The organism is Bacillus sp. MRMR6 (genome assembly GCF_001940785.1).
Classification (GTDB): Bacteria; Bacillota; Bacilli; order Bacillales; family Cytobacillaceae; genus Neobacillus.
In genome coordinates this window covers 44077-66153 of the sequence record NZ_MSLS01000003.1, presented here as the reverse complement: position 1 = coordinate 66153, position 22077 = coordinate 44077, and the positions used below count along the sequence as shown (strand labels likewise).

18 protein-coding genes and 1 pseudogene are annotated in these 22077 nt (G+C 43.2%); 12 read left to right on the top strand and 7 right to left on the bottom strand.

All coding sequences use genetic code 11. From position 1 onward, the window contains the following. Positions 1 to 40 precede the first annotated feature (40 nt). From BTR25_RS04560 to BTR25_RS04545, 4 genes are all read left to right on the top strand, one after another. Positions 41 to 1213, top strand: coding sequence for a hypothetical protein (locus BTR25_RS04560; RefSeq protein WP_075686593.1), 1173 nt, complete (start codon positions 41 to 43; stop codon positions 1211 to 1213). A 3-nt stretch (positions 1214 to 1216) separates the two neighbouring features. Next, on the top strand, positions 1217 to 3547 hold the full coding sequence (locus BTR25_RS04555; RefSeq protein ID WP_075686591.1) for a hypothetical protein: 2331 nt from the start codon (positions 1217 to 1219) through the stop codon (positions 3545 to 3547). Between the two features lie 158 nt (positions 3548 to 3705). After that, positions 3706 to 4134 carry a 3-hydroxyacyl-ACP dehydratase FabZ gene (gene fabZ, locus BTR25_RS04550; protein WP_075686589.1) on the top strand — a complete coding sequence of 143 codons (429 nt, stop codon included), beginning with the start codon at positions 3706 to 3708 and terminating at the stop codon, positions 4132 to 4134. Between the two features lie 205 nt (positions 4135 to 4339). Then, on the top strand, positions 4340 to 4702 hold the full coding sequence (locus BTR25_RS04545; RefSeq protein ID WP_075686587.1) for a hypothetical protein: 363 nt from the start codon (positions 4340 to 4342) through the stop codon (positions 4700 to 4702). A 97-nt stretch (positions 4703 to 4799) separates the two neighbouring features. Here BTR25_RS04545 and BTR25_RS04540 read toward each other — a convergent pair whose 3' ends face one another. Then, positions 4800 to 5243 carry a YwpF family protein gene (locus BTR25_RS04540; RefSeq protein ID WP_075686585.1) on the bottom strand — a complete coding sequence of 148 codons (444 nt, stop codon included), beginning with the start codon at positions 5241 to 5243 and terminating at the stop codon, positions 4800 to 4802. Positions 5244 to 5498: 255 nt separating this feature from the next. On the opposite strand from BTR25_RS04540, the gene ssb reads away from it, so the two are divergent. The 3 genes from ssb (at position 5499) to BTR25_RS04525 (ending at position 7983) form a co-directional block, all read left to right on the top strand. Continuing rightward, positions 5499 to 6029: a single-stranded DNA-binding protein gene (gene ssb, locus BTR25_RS04535; RefSeq protein WP_075686583.1), complete on the top strand. Its 531-nt coding sequence runs from the start codon at positions 5499 to 5501 to the stop codon at positions 6027 to 6029. Positions 6030 to 6056: 27 nt separating this feature from the next. After that, positions 6057 to 6359 (top strand): hypothetical protein, encoded by a 303-nt coding sequence (locus BTR25_RS04530; protein ID WP_075686581.1) that lies wholly within the window; start codon positions 6057 to 6059, stop codon positions 6357 to 6359. A 553-nt stretch (positions 6360 to 6912) separates the two neighbouring features. Continuing rightward, a complete protein-coding gene (locus tag BTR25_RS04525; RefSeq protein ID WP_075686579.1) occupies positions 6913 to 7983 on the top strand; it encodes a 3D domain-containing protein in 1071 nt (356 codons plus the stop codon). 33 nt (positions 7984 to 8016) lie between these two features. Here BTR25_RS04525 and BTR25_RS04520 read toward each other — a convergent pair whose 3' ends face one another. From BTR25_RS04520 to BTR25_RS04505, 4 genes are all read right to left on the bottom strand, one after another. Beyond that, on the bottom strand, positions 8017 to 8580 hold the full coding sequence (locus BTR25_RS04520) for a CBO0543 family protein (protein WP_075686577.1): 564 nt from the start codon (positions 8578 to 8580) through the stop codon (positions 8017 to 8019). Positions 8581 to 8695: 115 nt separating this feature from the next. Beyond that, the gene (locus BTR25_RS04515) at positions 8696 to 8914 is read right to left on the bottom strand and encodes an aspartyl-phosphate phosphatase Spo0E family protein (RefSeq protein ID WP_075686575.1); all 219 of its coding nucleotides are present in this window, start codon (positions 8912 to 8914) and stop codon (positions 8696 to 8698) included. A gap of 354 nt (positions 8915 to 9268) precedes the next feature. Beyond that, the gene (locus BTR25_RS04510; RefSeq protein WP_075687061.1) at positions 9269 to 12274 is read right to left on the bottom strand and encodes a DEAD/DEAH box helicase; all 3006 of its coding nucleotides are present in this window, start codon (positions 12272 to 12274) and stop codon (positions 9269 to 9271) included. A gap of 216 nt (positions 12275 to 12490) precedes the next feature. Beyond that, a complete protein-coding gene (locus BTR25_RS04505) occupies positions 12491 to 14122 on the bottom strand; it encodes an SWIM zinc finger family protein (protein ID WP_075686573.1) in 1632 nt (543 codons plus the stop codon). Between the two features lie 526 nt (positions 14123 to 14648). On the opposite strand from BTR25_RS04505, the gene BTR25_RS04500 reads away from it, so the two are divergent. From BTR25_RS04500 to BTR25_RS04485, 4 genes and pseudogenes are all read left to right on the top strand, one after another. Beyond that, entirely contained in the window at positions 14649 to 15218 is a 570-nt protein-coding gene (locus BTR25_RS04500; RefSeq protein WP_075687059.1) for a TetR/AcrR family transcriptional regulator, read from the top strand. 169 nt (positions 15219 to 15387) lie between these two features. Next, complete coding sequence (locus tag BTR25_RS04495; protein WP_075686571.1) at positions 15388 to 17553, top strand: YhgE/Pip domain-containing protein; 2166 nt, start codon at positions 15388 to 15390, stop codon at positions 17551 to 17553. Between the two features lie 495 nt (positions 17554 to 18048). Continuing rightward, positions 18049 to 18411 (top strand): annotated as a pseudogene (locus BTR25_RS04490) (hypothetical protein); the annotation flags it as partial. Further along, positions 18398 to 19045, top strand: coding sequence for an O-methyltransferase (locus tag BTR25_RS04485; RefSeq protein ID WP_075687057.1), 648 nt, complete (start codon positions 18398 to 18400; stop codon positions 19043 to 19045). The pseudogene BTR25_RS04490 and the gene BTR25_RS04485, both read left to right, overlap by 14 nt. Before the next feature lie 183 nt (positions 19046 to 19228). Here the strand turns inward: BTR25_RS04485 and BTR25_RS04480 are convergent, their stop codons facing one another. Continuing rightward, complete coding sequence (locus BTR25_RS04480) at positions 19229 to 20416, bottom strand: MFS transporter (RefSeq protein WP_075686569.1); 1188 nt, start codon at positions 20414 to 20416, stop codon at positions 19229 to 19231. A gap of 442 nt (positions 20417 to 20858) precedes the next feature. On the opposite strand from BTR25_RS04480, the gene BTR25_RS04475 reads away from it, so the two are divergent. Beyond that, positions 20859 to 21047, top strand: coding sequence for a DUF4177 domain-containing protein (locus tag BTR25_RS04475; RefSeq protein ID WP_075686567.1), 189 nt, complete (start codon positions 20859 to 20861; stop codon positions 21045 to 21047). An 88-nt stretch (positions 21048 to 21135) separates the two neighbouring features. Here BTR25_RS04475 and licT read toward each other — a convergent pair whose 3' ends face one another. Further along, positions 21136 to 21966 (bottom strand): BglG family transcription antiterminator LicT, encoded by an 831-nt coding sequence (licT, locus tag BTR25_RS04470; RefSeq protein WP_075686565.1) that lies wholly within the window; start codon positions 21964 to 21966, stop codon positions 21136 to 21138. Positions 21967 to 22077 lie beyond the last annotated feature (111 nt).

Here is a 22077-nt window from a genome sequence, read left to right as displayed (position 1 = left end):
TTGCGGTTGTTCCTATTTTTATATCTATAGGAGGGATTGGATGTTTTTCTTTAGAAAAAAGAAGCCGGGTCTATTGCTTAGTACCGGCCGCGGCCTTGGCAAATGGGTTACAAAAGAAGGCGAAACGGTTTTTGCGGTTCGCAGTGCAGGTACGATCACTCTGCTATCTTTGAAGCAGTACCAGGCGTGGAAGCTGGTCAAGACTTCAACTAACCTAGAAGAATGGAAAAGCCAGCTTTTTAGGGAGAACCTGATTGAGAATGAGCAAGATTTTAAGCAGGTGCTAGATTTCTATTCGGGAAAGAGACTATTGGTGGAGGTCGTAACAGGGAAAGAAAAGGAACTGGACCAGGTCAAAATTTCAAGAAACGGAACCGGGCTTGGTTTGAATGAAGATGGTGGCTGGTATGTTGGAACGCAGGGTATTGAGAACAAAATGATTAAGCTGTCAAAGGAAATGTACCTTCTGTGGGGGACTGCCGATGGGCTTTCGAGTGTGGCTGAAGTCTTAAAGGAAGTGCAAAAGGGAAGAGCTTGTTCTTTAGAGGAAGCCTTGACATTCTTCGGTCAGCATGGCCGTGAGTTTATTCAAAAAGGCATGTGGAATAGTGAGGTTGTGGAGAAAAGATCTGTTCCTAGTGCGCAAAAACCATTAGCTGAAAACCTGACATTTGATACAGTCATGCTGCCCCTAGGTCAGGAACTTGGAATATTTGAAGATGAATCGACCTTTTATGTGACAAATGGGCAAGGAACAGTAGCTTTAAGTCCAGGAGAGTACTTCCTCTGGAGGCTAGTTCGCCGAAACGTCTTAAGGATAGGTGACCTGATCGAGGCGTTGGAGGAACAGGAAGATCAGTTCATAACGAACTATATTAAGCCCATGATTGAGAAAAAGCTGATCACTCCTTGGTCATTGAAATCGGCAGGAACATTGGATGGTTTGCGGCCACTGCCGTTAGGGATTGGACTTAGTAATGATAAAGGGCAAGTAGTTTTAATAGCATCACCCATCGCAGACAAAATCAAAATTGAATTTCCAATTTTTTTAATTTGGTCAAATAGCAATGTAAATGGAAGTTTAACTGAATTACAAAGGCTTTTCCTAGAAGAAACAAACTGTACATACGAAGAGGCCAAGGAAGCAATTTATGAGTTTATTCCATACCTGATGTGTCATGATTTAATGACCTTGGTAGCAGGAGGGGAATAAAGTATGCCCTCCTGGTTAACACAACAATTCTTGAACCGGGATTTTAATCGGTTCGGTTACAAAATAGGGGAAGCAGTCGGCGTAGGTCTTACAGGACCGCTTTTTATATTTGTAAGGCCATCTTTAACAAAAGCTCAGGAAATTACGAGAGCAGCAGTTGATTATAAAGAAGAGCATGGTTCTGTGAGTGGGTATTGGAAAAAAGAATTTTGGACAAAGGATTTTGTAGATTTGGATCGTGCGAAAGAAGGCTTTTCCTCGGTGAAAGAAGGATGGAATCATTGGTCCAATGGTGATTTGCGTGAAGGAAATACCAGGATGAAGGAAGCTTTCGGCAAATGGACTGAAGGATTTAAGGACGAATCCAAGATTCTCGAGAAGGCAGGTACATACCGATCAGCTTGCTTTGATATGGCCAAAGATGTTCTTCCTTTTGGAACGAAAAATATACTCTTTGAAAACCCTACTGTAGTCGAAGCCTCGGATTTGCAGGATATGGACCAGCAAGTTGAAAATTATGACGCGTCTAAAGATACAATGGGGGAGTCAGAGGCTAAGGACACCCCGACAGAATCGGAAATGCAAGATGTAGGACAAGGGGATGGGACTAATTCTGAGGAAATGCCATTAGCGAAAGAAGAAAGTCATGGAGGAGAAAGTCCGGTCTCAGGCGAGGAGGCAGAGCCACGGGAAGAACCGACGCCGACTTCGGTTGAGGGGCCTCCATCTCAAGAAGAAGCAACGCCCGAGGAACAGGATATGACAGGAGAAGAGCCAAAACCAGGTGAAGACGGTCCTCCTGGGGAAAATTCAGACTCTGGGGGAGAACCCGACAAAAGTGATGAGACTGCAGGTGAAAATCCTGCACCAGAAAATGAGGTATTGCCAGAGACCGATCCAGAAGGAGAGCCGAGTACGGGAGAAAATGATACGGCCCCTGAGGAAGGGGCAGGAACTGATGGAGATTCAGTAGGAGGAGAGGATGGTGCGCCAGAGACCGATCCAGAAGGAGAGCCGAGTACGGGAGAAAATGATACAGCCCCTGAGGAAGGGGCAGGAACTGATGGCGGTTCAACAGGAGGAGAGGATGGTGCGCCGGAGACCGCTCCAGAAGGAGAGCCGAGTACGGAAGAAAATGATACGGCCCCTGAGGAAGGGGCCGTGCCGGGAGAATCGGAACAAAACCCGGACGAAGATTCCAACACAGAGGATGCAGATTCGTCTGAGGGAGACTCACAAGAAAATAACGAAACAGAACCAGATGGTAACTCTGAAAAGGATATGTTCGAAGATAACAAGGCGGTTAATGTTTTCTCCGAAGTGAGTGATACAATTGCAGAAGAGGCTTATGATAGGGTGACAGATCGCAAAAAAAATGATGCTAAAAATGAAAATAATGGAGAAGACTCGAACAAAGGTCCAGGTGGGGGTTCGGGCGGAGGCTCAGGAACAGGTCCCGGGGAAGGCTCAGGTGGAGGCCCGGGAGAAGAACCTAGTGAAAACACAGGAGATGGATCTGGTGAAGGCCCAGGAGAAGAAACAGGCGATCATCCACAGGATAAACCAGAAGAAGTGGCAGAAGAGAATCTTGAAGACTCCCGGAGTGAGCAGCCGGAAGAACAGAACAGTCAATTAGAAGAAACACCAGAAGAACGTTCAGAAAGCGACCAAACTGAGGAACAGGTAGAACAGGCAGAAGAAGTTCAAGAGGAAAGTCCGGAAAATCAACCAGAAGAAGTGGCAGAAGAAAATCCTGAAGACTCGCCAAGTGAGCAACCGGAAGAACAGAACAGTCCAGAAGAGGAACTAGAGGAAATGCCAGAAACTCCTGAAGAACAACAATTTGAGGAGAATCCAAACGACCACCCTGAAGAAATTCCTAATATAGAACCAACCGAAACACACGTAGAGCAGCCCCATGAGGATCCAAATGACCAGCCAGAAGAAGTACAGAGTGAATTTCCAGAAGAGATGCCAAACGAACAACCTGAAGAAGTGCCGAATGAGCAGCCAAATGAAGTACCAAACGAGTATCCGGAAGAAATGCCGAATGAGCAACCTAACGAAGTACCACATGAGCACCCAGAAGAAGTTCCAAACCAACAGCCAGAAAAGGAACCGAGCGAACAACCAGAGGAAGTTCCGAGCGAAAAACCAGAAGAGGTCCCTAGCGAACAACCAGAGGAAGTCCCGAGTGAACAGCCTGAAGAGGTACCACACGAACAACCAGAGGAAATACCAGAGGAAAAGCCGGAAGAGGTTCCTCAAGAACAGCCTGAAGATCCAAATACACCATCAGCAACTAATAATGACGATGACAATGAAAGCTTATAAAAGCAATAACTAAAGAATCTGAGGAGGCAAGGGATACAGATTTAAAATCCCTGCCTCCTTTTTAGTATGTTCATTAAAGAAGTTTTTAAATAGGATTATCTTATTGTATAATAAGCAAAAGGTATATTGGTACTAAATCCTATTATGAGGTGTTAATAATGGAACTAAATGTCGAGCAAATTAAAGAAATCATTCCACATCGTTATCCTTTTTTATTAATTGATTCAATCGTGGAATTGGAGCCGGGCAAACGGGCAGTGGGAAAGAAAAATCTTACTGCTAATGAAGAAGTATTTAACGGACATTTTCCAAACTACGCTGTCTTCCCAGGAGTTTTAACGCTAGAGGCTTGTGCGCAAACTGGTGCAGTGGCACTTTTATCGATGCCAGAGTATGCAGGGAAAATCGCTTTTTTTGCGGGCGTTGAGAAATGTAGATGGAAACGTCAAGTTCGACCTGGTGATACCCTAATTATGGAGGTTGAATTGCTTTCCATCCGCAGGGGAATTGGTAAAGGGAAGGCCATTGCCAAAGTAGACGGCGAGACAGCTATGGAAGCAGAAATTATGTTTGCGGTGCAGAGCTAAAACCTACTTTTGTATGAATATTATTTTTAAAAGTTGTCCTTCATCGAATGATGAAGGACTTTGTCAATTTATTCCGGATATGTCCTTTAATAGTTCGCATCTTATTATTGGAAAAAATTGATAAATAATTATTGTCGGTTTTAGGGAAATCTAACAGCAGACCAGTGAAAAGGTCACAAATTTTTTACGAAAGGGGCTTTTACTTTTGAAGAAAAAGCTGTTATTACTTCTTGTTGGTTCTGTTCTATCTGCGATGATGGTAACGGGGTGTAATGCAAATAATGACCAAAACCCTGCACCTCCTGTCAACGATGAGGTCGATACTCCGCTTGACAACAATGGCACTTTAGATGGTGATGACAACGGCACCAACATGAACAACCGTACAAACAACATGAATAACCGCAACGTGAACAATCGTAATGACCTGAACAACAGAAACACTCGTTACCAAAACGACATCAACACACCTAACGATATGGACCCAGTGAGAGACAGAAATACTCGCGGTGAAGAAATGTTTGAAGACAGATTAGACAGAAATGACAGAGACAACAGAGACCGCTAGGAAATGGGGGCAGACTGTAAGACAGTCTGTCCTTTCTTATATAATGTTCGAACAAAAGGCTCCTGGCGATTCTCTTTTTTTTATAAAAAAAAGCCAGTCATGTTGACGGGCTTGTATTTTTGATTTTAAGTTTTGGTTTGCTTTTCATTTTTTCTTTAAACTCCACAAGCAGCGCTTGACCGCCAAGGCCTTTTTCAAGCAGGCTGTCGAGCAGAAGCTCTGAATAGTCACTTCGGTTCCGGCGAAGCTGACCTTCAAAGAGAACACTAATGTGATGCTCAAACTTGGTTATGACAGCAATTTTTGTTTGGAAGAAAGCAGGGTCGTTTTCGAGTTTGGTGATCACCGCTTGAACAATGACTTCACGGTTTTGGTCATGGATGCGTTTAAAGTAATCATAGAGGGCCGTGGTCGTGTATGCTTCTAGGATCCAGGTCGAGCGTTCATTTTCTTTATTGATAATTAATCCATCTTCTAATGGTACATTCAACGTGTTACCATCATCCACGATTTCTAACGCGATTAATTTAAAGGTTTTCATCCACATTCCCCCCTGTTCGTTACGTTCACTTCTCTAAATTATAACATACCTGAAAGAGAAACAAATGTCGAAAAATATTTGTCGATTGTCGTATTTTGGTTATTTTTTTAAAAAAGCTTTTCAAAAATAATCATTTTCGTGGTGAAATTCAGTGTTTTCGAAGGAAAAGGGCTGAGAAAATTTGAATTTGGCTGTTTTACAATAGTATCAGGGAGGCGCTATGATAGAGCCATCAAAAGGAGAGGAGAAAAATTCATGATCAACCAAGTGACGCTTGTTGGACGGTTGACAAAGGATCCCGAGTTGAGAGTAACGACGGATGGTACGCCTGTATCGCATGTGACTTTGGCAGTAAACCGGCATTTTCGGAATCAAAATGGAGAGGTTGATGCCGATTTTGTCCAATGCACACTGTGGAAAAAGGCCGCTGAAAATACGGCTCAATATTGTCGGAAAGGGGCACTCGTCGGAATCACCGGAAGGCTGCAAACCCGGCAATACGACAATAAAGAAGGAAAGCGCGTCTTTGTGACCGAGGTGGTGACAGAAACGATTCGGTTCTTGAGTAAACCCACACAGGTTCAGGGACAGCAGCCTCAGCCTCAGGTTCAAGTTCAAGGGCAGTCTCAATCACAGGCTCAAGCGCAAAATTATTCGCAGGGGCAGGCACAGGGCTCAGTTCAGGGCCAGGCGCATGTTCAAACGTTTGCGGAGTCAGAGATTCCGTTACGAAATGTAGAGCCGCCAGTATTGAAGAAAGAATTAGTTGTCGATCTTCCCTTTTAGGTTGATAAAGGAGGAATAAATTTCCTCATGCGAATGATGAAGGAGGTTTCCTTTTTGGTGTTGAATGATCAAGTAGCAGATAGCTTGGAACAATTGCTAGAAAGCCTGATTAAGATGGTTGGCAAGGCAAACCAAAATGCCGATAGCTTGCAAAAACAGCTGCATGTGGCCAATCAAGATGTAGAAAGTCTGCAAAAAAGAATCTGCCAGCTGGAATGGATCATGAAAAGGCAGCTACACCACAGAGAAATGGGTCCACTAAAAGTTTACCCCACATCACCCACCAACATGATATCCGAAATCTCGGAGAATTTCCCTTTTCATATTTAATATTCTCCCCGTAATGTGATTCCTTTCTTATATAGAATCAATCCACTCTCCCATCTGCCACAACAACCCATTACCGGTGAATATTCGCCGGTAGTTTTTTTGAGTATTTTTCAGTTTTTATGCATACAATCATACAAAAAGGGTAAAACTAATATAAAACCCCCCCTGTTATATATTTGAAGGCCTCAGCTCAAAGCTGTGGTCTATTTTTTTGTTCCATATGGAGGAATATCATGTCTGGGAGTCTTAGATTCAGATAAGATAGAGAAACTAGAGTGGAGTTGGTGAAATAAATGTTCTGATTTTAGCAGCCATTGGTCTGCCAGCAGTAGTTTTTTTGATTGGGTTAGTCGGATTTTATAAAGTTTTCGTGAATGTAAAGCAACGCAAAATTCCATTATTTTCAATGTAACAACTTGTGTATCGCCTATAAATTGTTACAATTTGTTGATTTTTCCTGTTATATGACAAAATAGCTGGTTTTTTTAATATCTTTGTAACATGGCTAACATACTCTTTTGGTATAACTAGAGTATCTAAAGGGGGAAAGAGTATGCAGAAGTCAATGAAGCGTATGATTCTCATAATGCTTACATTTGTTTTGTGTGTGTCTGGAATGATGGTTTCATCTGCACAAGCAAGTAATGAAGCAATAAACAATGCACAGCGAGAGCTTGAGCAAAAAGCAGAAGAAAAGCAAGCAATTAATAGAGAAATAGAACAGATTGAAGAGGAAATGGAAGCTCTACATACTTACATTTCGAAGAATAAAGAAGCAATGGCAGCAACACAAAAGAGAATTGCCGATACACAACAGTTGATTGAAGGTAAAAAGGAAGGAATTGTTATCCTTCAAGATAAAATGTTAGCACGTAAAGATGTCATGAAGACTAGACTCGTGGCTCTTCAGGAAGATGATAATCTTAATCTAGTCATTAAGGTTTTTCTAGAGTCAAAGGACTTAGATGACTTTATTCAACGTGCGAGCGCGGTTTCTACTCTTTTTAATGCAGATAAGGACATATTAAAATCGCAGCAGGAAGATTTGAACCAGATAGAAGAAGATAAAAAAGAGATTGATAAACAAGAAAGAATTTTAATAGAGGAACAAGAAGTTCTCACGAAGCAGCAGGCAGAACTTGCAGAAAACCTGCAAAAGCGTCAAGAAACCTTAACGGCATTGGAAGAGAAGTTTGCTAAAGTGGACGAGCAATTGGCTGGGATTGCTTCGCAGTTAAAAGCGGCTCAAGAGCAGGTTCGTAGAGAGCAGGCTACTGCGGCAGCAGCAACTCAACCATCTGCACCAGCAGCTACAGCAGCGACAGGAGCAGCACCAGCCGGTGAAGCGTTCTATGTAACGGCAACGGCTTATAGCCCAGAAGAGTCTGGAACGTATACGGCTCTAGGCTATAATATTCAAGCCAATCCCAATATGAAATTAATCGCAGTCGATCCTTCTGTCATTCCACTAGGAAGCAGAGTCTGGGTCGAGGGCTATGGTGAAGCAATTGCAGGCGACACAGGCGGTGCGATCAAAGGTTACAAAATCGATCTCTTAATGCCAACAAAAGCAGCAGCACTGCAATGGGGCAGAAGAACGGTGAAAGTAATTGTATTAAACTAACAAGATAAAAGACCTGACATTTCTAAAAAAATGTCAGGTCTTTTTTAATGGGGCGAATTGATTCCGCGAGCTTAGATAATGCGCGGTCATATAAATGAAAATCTGTATAGGCACAGAATAAGTGTACTTCCATGCCATTGGTGCGTATACATCTATCCAATGAAAAAAAGGTTCTGCTAGGTAGGAAGTGATTAGGGCGAAAAATACGGCTTTAATCCAAGGGTTGATGTTAGGTTTTACTTGTAGTAAAAAAAGAATAGCTACAGGCATTAACGTAATATCCCATGGAAAATACGTTGGTAGTATCGGCATGACATTAAAGCGGTAATGCCAAAACCCCAGCTGGTCACCTAGAACGTCAAGAATGAGAGAAATAGTCATTACATAGAAACCTGCATACAATAAGCGGTCAGTGCTTTCCTTTTTTCTGAAAATAAACCAGAGTACCCATGGAATGGTCGATAACCCGACCCCCATCCACCACAAACCAGTAAATAGTACATGCTCAAACCAGATTTCAATCTTCTTGTGAATCAACATTTCAATTTGATTTTTCACTTCGTCTGTGATCTCAATCGTCTTTTCCTTATTCGTCATAAACTACCCCGTAAAATTTATGTCCACTATTCTTAGTATGAAACCAAATGATAAAAGTATTCTTTAAAGTAGAAACTCAACCACTCTACACAGGGGATTAAAAAGGTTTCAGGGATCAACGGTTTGGGCTGGACCTAGGCAATCTTGACTTAGTTTGACTACCATAGGAAACCTTTTTAACAGTTTGTTGTCTATATATTAATTTATCAAGCTCCTGACTGTATTTTATGGTTTCTGAATTAAGAAAACCATTCTGCTTACCAGACTCAATCATTTTCTCCCTTAGTTCATGGATTCTACTTGATATTTCAACATTTTCCATACATACAAACATGGGCATGTCTCCTAATCATTTTTTGTGTTTAGGAAAGTAATACCCAATATTGGCCAGAAGGAAACATATTTGTAAAATATTGGACTACCGGCACTTAAGATGTAGCGGTGATTTTTGCGGAATCTTGCTTTCCGCCGGCTCACCACTGAGCCGAACATCGTGCTTTAAATGAGATAAAATCAAAAGCCCAGTCCAATTTGGACTGGGCTTCTATCTATAAGTATAAGTTTGAAAAAAAGTGTCCACCCCAGGCGTACAAATGGGGTGGTTTTGTCCACGGGCGGTGCCTGTCACCATACAATGACACCGACATTGTCACTGTCAATTCATCACGGCTATATAACTGTTACGCTTTTATCCTAGGTAGACGAGGTCGCGCAGTTCGTCGGTGGAGAGTTCGGTGATCCAGTTTTCGCTTGTGATGATTTGGTCGTTTAGGTGTTGTTTCTTTTCGAGCATGGCGTCGATTTTTTCTTCTAATGTGCCGGTGCAGATGAGTTTGTGCACGTGGACGAATCGAGATTGCCCAATCCGATAAGCACGGTCGGTGGCCTGGTTTTCGACAGCTGGATTCCACCAACGGTCATAATGGATGACATGATTGGCGGCGGTCAAATTCAGTCCCGTCCCACCAGCTTTAAGCGATAAGAGGAATACCGGGAACTCATGGTTTTGAAACCTCTCAATCATCTCATCACGCTGTGTCTTCGGAACGCTTCCATTCAAAAATGGTACCTCAACACCGAACTTCTTTTTCACTGTCGTTCGAATCATTTCACCCATTTCAATGTACTGAGTGAAGATCAAGCAGCTTTCACCAGCATCGAGAACTGCATCAACCAGTTCAACAAGCTTCTCCATTTTATTCGAACGATCGAGCAGCTTCCGATCTGCCGCCTTTTCCTTTAAATAGAGGGCCGGATGGTCACATAGCTGCTTCAAGCGGCTGAGCATTTGTAAAATTAACCCCTTACGTTCAAATCCTGATAGCTTTTCAATCTCCGCAAATGTGTCATGAATTAGCTGCTCATAAAGTGAGGCCTGCTCCGTGGTAAGCGGACAATATTCTTTTTGCTCCTGCTTATCTGGTAGGTTAAGAGCCACCTCTTCATCCTTTTTCGTTCTGCGTAGCAGGAACGGACGGATTAATGACTGCAGCTGGGTGACTTTTTCTCGTTTTTCATCCTTTTCAATCGGAACAACAAACTTCTTTTGGAATTGTCCGAGGCTGCCAAGGTACCCATGATTGGTAAAATCAAAGATTGACCACAACTCAGATAACCGATTTTCCATCGGTGTACCAGTCAGTGCGATATGATGCTGGCCACGGAGCCTGCGAACCGCACGGGATTGCTTTGTCCCGGCATTCTTGATATTTTGGGCCTCATCAATAGAAATCGAGCTCCAAATCATACCCTCGAATTCCTCAGAATCTAAATGACTCAAACCATAGGAAGTTAACACAACATCAACATCCTGTGCATTGTCAGAGAATGCTTCTCCCTTCAAACGGTTAGATCCATAATGCAGATACACGTCGAGTTCCGGTGCAAACCGTTCAAGCTCCTTTTGCCAGTTTCCTAGTACCGACGTCGGGCAAATAATTAACGCCGACTTGGTCGAAAGCTTTGCTTTGGACTTAGTGGTAGTCGAAGCAACTTCCTTGGTTTCGGTGCCTGTCACCGCCACGGACTCGGCCTTGGTGCCTGTCACCGTACCATCGTCCACCTTTTCGATTCCAGCCCTAGTGCCTGGCACCACCGCTAAACTCTTCCTACCACTAGTCGCTTGTTCGTCTTTCACTTTTAAAAGGTACGTGATCAACTGTACGGTTTTTCCGAGTCCCATGTCATCAGCGAGGACGGCACCGAAGCCAAATTTGCGAAGAAACCAGAGCCAGCTCATCCCAAGCTGCTGATAGGGTCGCAGTTCTCCTTGTAAGCCCGCAGGAACGGTTTCTAACGGAAGTTCGTGCACTTCTGACAGCTGTTTGATCATTTTTTTCCACTGGCTGTTCAGTTCGATTTGTATTTTGGCAAAGGCCTTTGGATTTTCAAGTTCATCTTCCGTTGCTTCTGACTCGATTAGCTCCTGCTCGAGCAGGTCTCTTACGTGTAAGCCTTCCTTTTCAGCGCGCTTCATTAAATCCTGAATGCTGCGGATAAACTGAGGGTCAAGCTTAACCCAACGGCCACGGATAAACACAAGCCGGCGCTTTTCTTCCACTAACTTTCCGAATTCCTCCTCAGAGAGGTCAACACCGTTCATTGAAAAACGCCAGTTGAAATCAAGCATCGCCTGCAATCCGACAAACGATGGACGATGGCTCCCAGAACCCTTCAACGATGCCTTCACCTTCAAATTGGCATTTTTCATCGCTTGCCACCAGGAAGGGAGGAGGATTTCAACATCCAAAGCGACAAGCGTTTCGCTCGCCTCGGTTAAAAATATCCACGATTCTTCCTCTGTAAGCCCAGATTTTAACGTCACTCCGTCTTCGCTCAGCCACGGGATTAACCGCACCCAGCGCTCGAGTTCGCGGTCCGCTTTTTCTAAAAAAGGCCGCCATCTTGCAGGCATCTTCCCGCCTAACTCATGGACATCATCTGGATTCTTTTTGCTGCGTAAAAAGACACCAAGGTTCCAAGGGCCTTCACCATCTTCAGGCTCCTCAAGCCGCAACCCAATCGTAAACGGGGTATCATTTTCCTTAATGCCAACCCATTCAAGCCAGCTTTCCTCGTCAAAATACCGCGCAAGCTCGCTGCCGGAAATGTTTTGTTTCCGCAGCAAATCAAGCTTCGGACCAAACAGTTGCTTCATTGCGGCATTCCGTGTGAGATACGCATCAAGGGCGTCGTTGTACAAATCGGAAATATATTCATCCGCCGGTTCCGCTTTTTCAAAAGAATCATTGGCAAGCATGGATACCTCTTGTTCCCAGAAGGAAGGGTCAAACTCTTCTTTCACACGCTCAGGGAGCTTCCAGCGAAATTCGCCGTCTTCCCAAACCGTAAAGTCAGGCAGCCAATCTTTCTCTAGAATGCCTTCGTATAGGGCATGAGCGGAAGCAAGAGAAATCTCAGACTGATCGCTCCAGTCCCAATCAATGAACCGGTTGAACGACTCTTTTGCAAAAAGCGAAACAAGGTGCCAGCCGCTGATAATTACACCCTCGATCCCATCGACCGTTTCTGGCTCCAAAAGCGTGCCAAAGAAGCTCTCTTCATGGCGGCTGAAGACAAGATTCTTCCATTCAGACAGCCTTAAATCATCGCCACGATCATCTAGCGCAGCAAGAAAATAACGTCCATCCTCTAATTTCAAAGTCAACAATTTAATAAATCTCGTACTAAGCATCATCCACGTCACTCCTTCAACTAGGGGAGGATAAAAAAATTAGCGTTTCTAATATGTAAGTGTAAAAAACCGATCAACTGTACGCCTGAGGTGGACAGTGTCCACGGGCGGTGCCTGTCACCGGAGATGGACAAATGGCCCCATTTGTCCATCTCCGGTGACAGGCACCATCATTGCGTCACAGCACTACAGCGCCGCCGCGCCCGCCCCCCGCTGTCACTCTTCGATGAGTTTGCTGCGGCGGCATTCTTCGTGGAAGGCTCTGAGGCGTTTGGTTTTTTCGATTAGGGTGTCCAGGAAGTATTGGAAGTCGTCTTGGCGCTTGAGTTTTTTGTATAGGGTCCGCAGTTTCTTTAGGTGGCGAACAGCCATTTTGTAGCTTTGACGGTTCTTCTGGTTGATTTCTTGAATCGCTGATTGATGGAGAAGGCCGAGGAGCACTTCCGGCATTTCCTTCTCAATCACCTTCACCCGTTCCTTCGGGATATCGTGAAAGTTCCAGCCCATGAACGCCTGGAGCTCACCCCATTTATCATATTGGCGGCGCTCAAACAGCATATGTTCATAATCGGCATAGCTATACGGCAATGTCGTAAGCAATGCCCGCTCATACACATCCACTCGGCCTGTCTCCGTAGCGTATGCCGAAATGTGTTTCATTGCCATCCGCGAAAAGCTTGCACATGTATGATATGTTCGAACATAAACAAAATAGCCTTTTATTTTCTGAATCAGCACTTCGATGAACGGACCGACCCGTTTCCAAGCCTTTGCCTGTGCCAAAAGCTCAATCCAATAAATCAAATAAGGGACAATCACTTCATTAGCTGATTTTTCCACCATGTCAAGGGCAACATCATCATCCTGAGACAAAATAGTCAGATGGATCGCCGCAATAATAAGCGGTGTGGAATTTTCCCAAGACTCCAATGCTTGCATCCGGTCGCGAATTTTCTGAATTTCCTCCTGGCGCCATTCCTTCTTTTTAAAAAGACTAGTCCACAAGTGGCGGTACAAATAAACCCGTTCAGCCTCTAGACCTTGAACAACCGTCAAAAGTTCAAACACATCGGTCTTTAATTTTAAAATAAACTCATCAAAGTCAAACGGCAGCGATTGAAAGCCGATTCGTTGAACGAGATCCTCGGCATCGTCAACAAGGTTGTGGAACACATGCAGGTAAACCCGTTTGACAACCTCTTCAGCAAAACCGGCATCGGCCGTAAAAACAGCAAGTTTTTTAAATGAAATGATATTCCCGACCAATTCATACAGCAAGCGCCATTCCTTCTCAACCGGCGAGCTCGCCTTGATTCTCCGCTCATAAATTTGAAACAGCTCGGCCACCACGTACGGACTCGTATGCTTTTTGGTAATAATCGTATCAAAGCTGACCTCAAACGCTTCGACCCAGCGGTCATAATCAGGCTTCATCACGCCGTTTGCCTTCACCAAATCCTTCGCCGTCTGCAGTCCCCAATTCGCCGCATCATTTTTCTCCTTCATCGGTTCGCGCCATTCTGCTACCCAATCGGCTACACTCTTGCCGACCTTCGCATAGGCAGCAAAAAACACAGCGATCTGATGGCGGCACAATCCGTCAGAAGGACAGGTACACGTACTCTGCGACAGGAAACGTAAATGAAATGAAACATGGCATGGAATAACATCCTGAACCATAGCCGTCACTTTTTCATTCCAAATTTGAACCTGCTTCACCAACCCTTGCCGGTAGAGCATCAAGCCCTTTTGCACAAGCTTCGCATCATCGGTGGAATGTGGATGCAGCAATTCCTTTAAGTCCTCTGAAATAAATCCAATCCGTTCCGTAGCATGAATAGATTCCAAGCCCACAACCCCCTTTATAAAAAAATCTCTATATAAAAAACGCAAGTAGATTTCTCAAAAAATCCATATTCCTTTATTATACCCAAAAATTGCTCATTAGAGGAGAGAAGAGTTTAGAATAAAAAAGAGTTCAAGGGAAGATGAATAAGGTGGAGGAGGTTACATTCCAGTTTCAGAGACGAATTTGCTACTTTCACAGATTTAAGTTATTACTTTCTGAGATTTACTTTCCGTTTCCTGAGATTTTATTTCCATTTTACGGGATTTATTTTCACTTTCCGAAATTTAATTTACATTTTGTGGGATTTATTTTCACTTTCTGAGATTCACTTTCCATTTCCCGAGATTCACTTTCCATTTCCCGAGATTTACTTTCCACTTTCAAAGGGTTACCTGCCACTTAACATAAAGGCTGAATTTAGACTTCCTTGCTAAATGAATTTTTATATGCTATAGTACTTTTTGTGAAAATGACCGAAATGGTTTTTTGGTCATTATTGAAGGTGAGGTGTGCGGTGTGGCGATTATTGATCGTAGGAATTTGATTCATGAGGCTGCGGCAAAGTCATTTTCTTTGTATGGGTATAAAGCGACGACGATGGAGCAGGTTGCCAAGCTAGCTAATGTCGGAAAGGGAACAATCTATACGTTTTACAAAACGAAAGAAGAGCTATTTGAAGAAATCATTAAAACACTCATCTTTGATATCAAAATGGCTGTTGAAGAGGTCCTAGATGAAAATGCTTCATTTCATGAAAATGTACACCGAGTTTTATTTATGATCCATGAATTTCGTGAGAGTCATCAGCTGACGATTAAACTGATTCAGGAAGAACGAGATATGGGTACGCAAACAGTGGTGGAAGCGATGCAGCAGATCGAGCAGGCGATTGTCCAGTACATGATGGGGATTATTCAAAAAGCGATCGAAATGGGTGAAATCAAATCGTGTGACCCTGAAATCACGGCGTTCGTGATGTTGAAAATGTATTTTTCTTTAATCGTTGATTGGCAAAGAAATCACCCGCCACTAGGCAAGGAAGAAATTTCAAAGCTATTTGAACTTTACTTACTAAAGGGTTTATCAACAAAATGACTAGCAATAGTCATTCATTTTTGCAACAAAATGACCAAATGAGGAAAACAGTCAAGTGCCCAACTTGGGTGTTTAATACAAAAAAAGTTCAAGAATCCACATCAAAATTTTTTAACCCAAAATGACTAATTGGGAAAACTAGTCAGTGATACTTAAGGAGGAATACATCATGAAGAAATCTTCATTTTTTGCTGAGTTAAAAAGTATACTGTTCAATCGTAAAACGCTTATTCCGGTGATTGCGATTCTTTTTATTCCTGTATTGTATGCGGGAATGTTTCTTTGGGCCTTTTGGGATCCATATGTACACCTTTCCGATTTACCCGTTGCGATTGTGAATCAGGACGAGGGTGCTGTGCTTGAGGGGGAACAGCTCAATCTGGGCGGTGACTTAGTCAAAAAACTCGAGGAAAGCAAAACCTTTGATTTTCATATTGTCGATAGAGACGAAGGCTATCAAGGTCTGGAGTCACAGAAATATTATATGGTGGTAGAACTTCCGAAGGATTTTTCAAAAAATGCAACCACCTTGCTAGAGGATCAGCCTCAGAAGCTAGAAATGAAATATGTCCCGAATGAGGGGGCAAACTTTCTTACCGCGCAGATTGGTGAAACGGCTGTGAAGGAAATCAAAGCCGAGATCTCCAAACAGATTATTGCAACCTATTCGGAGACTATTTTTGACAAAATAGGCGATATGGCCGACGGTTTAGCGCAAGCAAGTGATGGTGCAGGCCAATTAAGCGATGGCACCGCAGAGCTTGACAATGGTGTCGACCAAATCAAAACAAACCTTGAAACATTGGCAAGCAAATCGATCGAGTTCGAGCAAGGGGTAAAAAGTGCTGCAACAGGCTCAAATGATCTTGCAAAAGGTACAGCGCAAATCAGTCAAGCATTAGAAGAAATAGATGCGAAACTCCCGCAATTGGTGACAGGCACCGAAGAAGCGCAGCTGGGTGCGGAACAAATCAAAGCGGAACTACCGGGAAGGATTGCAGCAGAAGTTGATCATAAGCTAAAGGGAAGCAGTGAGAAGTTAAACGGCGGGATAGACCAGTTTGAAGTGCAGCTTGGTGCCGGGTTATCGTCACAGGTTGCGGACCAAATGATTGCACAGCAGACGGCAAAAATGCAGGAGCTTGCCGGTGCTTTAATCGAAAATGGCGTCCCAGCAGAAACCGTTTCAGAGATCATGGCTCAGCAGCAGCAAGCGGCACCAACAAAGTCCGAAGTGGAACAGCAGATTTCACAGGCGATTCAGCCTGGGCTACATCAAGGTTTTACCCAATTTAAAACAGAAGTAAATGGGCAATTGCTCGGTTCAGTGAACGGGCTTGAAGGCCAGCTGAAACAGCAAACCGATCCTGTATTTAACCAATTAATTGCCGGGCTTGGAGAAATCAGTTCCAATCAGGCTAAGTTGCAGCAAGGAATTCATCAGCTGGCTGAAGGATCAAGCGCTGTGAAAAATGGTGCCGACTCACTTACTTCAGGAATGGGGCAGCTTTCAGCTGGGGCCGGGCAATTAGCTGATGGCTCAGGGAAATTGGCTGAAGGGTCAAAGTCTCTAAAGGATGGTTCTGAAAAATTAACAGCAGGCAACACTGAATTGAACGAGAAGCTAGCAGCAGGTGCGGAAGGAGCCAAGTCGGTTCAAGCCGATGACAACACCTATGATATGATGGGCGAACCGGTCACGGTTGAGAAACAGGAGATTAACACTGTGCCAAACTACGGAACAGGGTTTTCCCCTTACTTTATCTCGCTTGGATTATTTGTAGGCGCGTTGATTATATCGATTGTGTACCAATTGAAGGAACCAGCTATTCAACCCCAGTCAGCTCTGCAATGGTTTTTAAGCAAACTAGGCATGATCGCGATCATCGGCGTGATCCAGGCCGTTTTAGTGGATGTTATTTTATTGGTCGGCTTGGACATACAAGTGCAAAGTGTGCCATTGTTCATTGTCACATCGATGATTACCAGTATGGTGTTCGTGACACTGATTCAAATGCTGGTCACCACGATGGCGGATGCAGGTCGATTCGTCGCAATCCTGATCCTCATTATCCAATTAACAACAAGTGCTGGAACGTTCCCGCTCGTACTGATTCCAGAAGCGTTGCAGCCATTGAACGCCTTCTTCCCAATGACGTACACCGTGCAGGCGTTCAAAGCGGTCATTTCAAGCGGTGATTTCCACTACATGTGGCAAAATAATCTTATTCTATTAACCTGCATGCTTGGGTTTATGCTCGTAACCTTCAGTTACTTTGCATTTAGCTTCAAACGTGGTCGCGCCAATGAAACACTAATTGAAAAAGCAGCATAACGGGTCCCCGCTATAGGGGCTCGTTTTTTTGTATAGTGATTTTTTTAAAAAATAAATGCAATGATTGGTATAGAAGGATAAGTGACCTGAAGGCAGTAGGGTAAAAAAAGAGTTCACGTATAGATGTTCTAAGTGGCCTAAAAGCAGTGGTATAAAGAGAAAGAGGTAACTTAGAAAGCTTCTAAGTGACCTAAAACCAGTCCGGTTAAGAGAAAGAGGTCACTTATAGGGCAGCAAATTGCAAACTGATCTAGTTTAAAATTGCAACTTTATCAATTTAAGGAAATAATTGACATGGTGTATACAAAGGTATACAATTAACTTGTAAGTAGTAAGTATACAATTGTATACACAAGGAGGATTTTTATTATGAGAAATGAAATTAGAAGAGAAGGGCATCCTCGTGGTGAGGGTTCAAGAGGAAAGGATGGTTCGCATCGTGGTGAGCGTTTTAATGAAAAGGATGATTCGCATCGAGGTGAACGTTTTAATGAAAAGGATGGTTCGCATCGAGGTGAGGGTTCAAAAGGGAGAGGTGGTTCTCATCACCGTGGTGAGCGTTCCAAAGGTGAACATCGTGGGCCGAAAACCTTTCGTCGCGGTCGGGCGATTGCTTTTTTAGAGATGATGAATCTTAAGCGGACAACGATTAAGCAGCAGCTGGAGGAACCTGAATTTCAATCAATTAACCAAATTTTAATTGGGGAATTAAAGATGCTTGATTTGATGATCAACGAATTTACGCAGTTATTTGAGATCCATGAAAGTGAAGCAGCTAAATTAGAACCAAATGATGTTGAGAAAGAGAATGAGCCGGGTCTTGGTGCGGAAGGTAATGAAGCAGATGAAACAAATTAATCGTTATATCGATTCCGTGTTTTGCAGTGAGGATGCTCTTTTAGCGGAAGTCCTTTTATCAATAACAGAAAACGGAATGCGCTCGATTTCAGTATCTCCGGCTTCCGGAAAGCTGCTTTCCATGCTCGTATCCATTTCTGGGGCTAAAAATATCCTTGAAATCGGAGCACTGGGCGGCTATAGCGGGATTTGCCTGGCCAGAGGATTCGGCGGCGGCGAAGGCCATTTAACTTCTCTCGAATTAGAGGAACAGTATGCAAAGTTAGCTCACAGCAATTTAGCGAAGGCAGGCTTTGGTGAGCAGGTCACCTATCTAACCGGCCCCGCACTACAATCAATCGAAAAACTATCCGAAGAAAACAAGAAATTTGATTTCTTCTTTATTGATGCTGACAAAGAGAATTACGAAAATTACCTTGAAGCCTGTGTGAACCTGGCAGAAGAGGGAGCTTTAATCGTAATCGATAACGTTCTGGCCGGGGGCAGTGTTGCCGATCTAGATGCCGCACCAAAACGCTATACGGATTTTATGAAGAAATTCAATGAAACGGTGGCCAACCATCCTCAACTAGAATCTGTCCTGATGCCAATCGGTGATGGAATGACGATTTCTAGAGTAAGCATTACTGAATAAACGGTAATGCTTTTCTCTTTTTAAAAAAGGAAAGTTCCTACTGATGACGAAACAGGATGGATCAATAGTAGGACACTAGCAAAGTATGTACAAATCATTCATTTTCTAGTAAAAAACAGCACTGCGATTTGCGGTACTGTTTTTATTGAGAATGATCTTTTTCCCTGTAAGTCTACTATTCAATTAAAATACTGTTGAGTTCGTATCCTTCTTTTTCAACAAGCTATTTAATCGTTCAGACCCCAAAAGCATAAATGCGATAAAACCCGCTATGACAAAGGGGAAAATCCCGATGGTGGAGCGTGCTGCAACGAAACCAAGAAGCGGAGGCAAGAACGTACTGCCTGTATAGGCAACCGCCATTTGGTAGCCCATAATCGTTTGAGAATGCTTTTCTCCAAAGCGGATCGGTGTTTCTTGTAGCATACATGGAAAAATAGGTGCTAATCCTAGCCCGACCAAGATAAATCCGGCAAGCAAAAAAGTCGACGGTAGCGGCAGGAACAGCAGTACGGCACCAGCCAACGTGATGATTTGCCCGCCTCGTATGAGTGTGGTGCTGTTTATTTTTAACGTAATGAAGCCTGTAATAAATCTGCCGATTGTTATACCAGCATAATAGAAAGAAACATATTTAGCGGCGGTATCGACGGATAAATCTTTCATCTTAATCAGGAAACTGCTTCCCCAAAGGCCCACCGCTGCTTCTGCACCGCAATAAAACAAGAAAGCGACTAAAGCTAGTTTTACCCCGCTAATTTGCAGGGGTTTTTGCGTATCATGCTCTGGTCTAGTCGTTTCAGGCTCCTTAGGGGCATCGCCGGCAATTTTATTCCATAACGGCAAAGAGAAAAACAAGATAACCACTAATGCAAACTGAAGCCCAGCGATCGCAAGGTACCCGCTTCGCCAAGACTGCTGCCCTGTAATAAACTGAGCCATAATAACGGGACCCATCGTAGCCCCGACTCCCCAAAAACAATGAAGCCAGCTCATGTGGTGTGCCTGGTAATGCGTCGCGACATAATTGTTTATTCCCGCATCAACGGCACCTGCACCTAGTCCGAGTGGAATCGCACAAATAAACAGCCAAAAAATCGAAGGAGCAAAATGAAATCCGAGCAGGGCTCCAGCCGTCATGAGGACGCTGACAAACGTGACCATGCCGGTTCCGAACCGTTTAAGGACAGCGCCGGTTGCCAAACTCGAAATAATCGTTCCGGCAGCAATGGTCATAAACAGCCATCCTGCGGTCTCAAGGGGTGCGCCAAGTTCCGATCGCATCAATGGCCAGGAAACGCCCAACAAGGAATCGGGTAAACCGAGGCTGATAAATGCCAGGTAGATGATGATTAAAAAGAATGTTGCCATATAGAACCTGCTTTCAATTGGATTTGTCGGTAATCATGAGATCAAGCTCAAGACTTTGTAATTCCAAATAAATAGTCTTGTTTCCAACCACTCATGATAAGCTCCGGAAGATGTTCTAATTAAATATATTTTGCAAACAAAAATAAAATGGCTTAGTAGTTACTGAGCCATGTGTACGTCTATTATAATTTTAATTTTATTTTTTCAATATACTTGGATATTTAGACCGTCTTAGTCCGTACCAATACAACGGATCTGTCTGTCTAATCGGTTAAACGTTCGTGAATCTCATCTTTAATTATACCAGTAAATGATGGGTTTCGCAGTTGCTATTTCTTATCGAGACAATAGCGATCGCATTAAAAGAAAAAACATTTAGTTATAAATTGAAACCATTATTTGAGACTTCACGTATATAATGGTAGAAAATGGAGGTGTTGAGATGTACGAATATAAGTTTGTTACGACTACTTTAGGGGGATTTTTCACAGATGCCGAGCATAGGGAGACGATCGAGGAGCATGCTTCAAAGGGCTGGCGGTTAGTGCAGGTATTGCCTTTAAAGCATAACGGCCATGGAAAACCAACAGAATATGAGATTATTTTCGAAAGGCCAGTAGAAGGGGAGTAATTTTATGAAAGAAGGAAAGACACGGGGACGGTTCTCCTGCTTCTTTAAGGAAGCAGGAGAACCGTCCCCGTGTCCTTTCCTGTGTCTTTCAGCGATTTACGACTCTCTGGATGTGGATGGCTAGGTATAGTTTTTCGTTGTTGGTGAGGTTATAGTTGAATTGATTGACGATGTAGTCGTTGATTTTTTCTGTACATTCGATCGCTTCTTTATGTTTTTGCTTGAAGGATTCGTACAGGAAGGGGTCATCGTCTTCTATATAGCTTTGGTTATAAAGTCTTTGGGCAAAGAATTTTAAATGAGTGACAAATCGGAAGTAATTCAATGATTCCTCATCAAAGCTCATTTTATAATGGTATTTCACAATGTTTAGGATATCTTGCATCACTCTAGTAATATTAGCGACGTTTGGCATTTCCTCGTTCAAGCCAGAGTTAACAATGTGCATTGCGATAAAACCAGCTTCATCCTCGGGCAAGAGAACACCGATTTTCTCGTTAATCATCTTTAGTGCTTCGGTTCCGATGGAAAACTCTTCCTTATAGAACCTTTTGATTTCCCACAATAGGGCATTTTTTATGTCGTAGCCTTTTTTGTGTCTGTCTACGGCAAAGTGAATATGGTCAGTTAAAGAGATATAGAGGCTCTCGTTAAGGTTTCTTCCTAACCTGCTTTTAGCAATTTTAATAATATCCTCCGTGATGACCATGTATTCAATCGGTACTTCATGTAAAAGAGTTTTGAATCTCTCTGAAAGATCATTATTTTTTATCGTAAAAATCTTTTCGATCTTCTGTTCGTCCACTAAATCTCCAGGCCTTTTTTGAAAAGCGAGCCCTCTTCCCATCACCACTAGCTCTTCGTTTTTTTCATTAAATGCACTGATTACGTTGTTATTGTAAACTTTGGCTATTTTCATTAAATCACCTATAGGTAAAATATAGTATATACTATGGACGAGTGATCAGAAATTTTTTAAGAGAAGGAAACTTAAAACGAGCTTTCCTTCACTATATACTATAGATTTTCT

Excerpts from the sequence above, each read along its gene's own strand:
- BTR25_RS04485 (WP_075687057.1), top strand. The coding sequence starts at position 18,398 with ATGAAACAAATTAATCGTTATATCGATTCCGTGTTTTGCAGTGAGGAT.
- BTR25_RS04540 (WP_075686585.1), bottom strand. The coding sequence starts at position 5,243 with ATGAAAACCTTTAAATTAATCGCGTTAGAAATCGTGGATGATGGTAAC.
- BTR25_RS04560 (WP_075686593.1), top strand. The coding sequence starts at position 41 with ATGTTTTTCTTTAGAAAAAAGAAGCCGGGTCTATTGCTTAGTACCGGC.
- BTR25_RS04530 (WP_075686581.1), top strand. The coding sequence starts at position 6,057 with ATGCGAATGATGAAGGAGGTTTCCTTTTTGGTGTTGAATGATCAAGTA.
- BTR25_RS04520 (WP_075686577.1), bottom strand. The coding sequence starts at position 8,580 with ATGACGAATAAGGAAAAGACGATTGAGATCACAGACGAAGTGAAAAAT.
- BTR25_RS04555 (WP_075686591.1), top strand. The coding sequence starts at position 1,217 with ATGCCCTCCTGGTTAACACAACAATTCTTGAACCGGGATTTTAATCGG.
- fabZ (WP_075686589.1), top strand. The coding sequence starts at position 3,706 with ATGGAACTAAATGTCGAGCAAATTAAAGAAATCATTCCACATCGTTAT.
- BTR25_RS04510 (WP_075687061.1), bottom strand. The coding sequence starts at position 12,274 with ATGCTTAGTACGAGATTTATTAAATTGTTGACTTTGAAATTAGAGGAT.
- BTR25_RS04525 (WP_075686579.1), top strand. The coding sequence starts at position 6,913 with ATGCAGAAGTCAATGAAGCGTATGATTCTCATAATGCTTACATTTGTT.
- BTR25_RS04495 (WP_075686571.1), top strand. The coding sequence starts at position 15,388 with ATGAAGAAATCTTCATTTTTTGCTGAGTTAAAAAGTATACTGTTCAAT.
- BTR25_RS04515 (WP_075686575.1), bottom strand. The coding sequence starts at position 8,914 with ATGTTTGTATGTATGGAAAATGTTGAAATATCAAGTAGAATCCATGAA.
- licT (WP_075686565.1), bottom strand. The coding sequence starts at position 21,966 with ATGAAAATAGCCAAAGTTTACAATAACAACGTAATCAGTGCATTTAAT.
- BTR25_RS04475 (WP_075686567.1), top strand. The coding sequence starts at position 20,859 with ATGTACGAATATAAGTTTGTTACGACTACTTTAGGGGGATTTTTCACA.
- ssb (WP_075686583.1), top strand. The coding sequence starts at position 5,499 with ATGATCAACCAAGTGACGCTTGTTGGACGGTTGACAAAGGATCCCGAG.
- BTR25_RS04480 (WP_075686569.1), bottom strand. The coding sequence starts at position 20,416 with ATGGCAACATTCTTTTTAATCATCATCTACCTGGCATTTATCAGCCTC.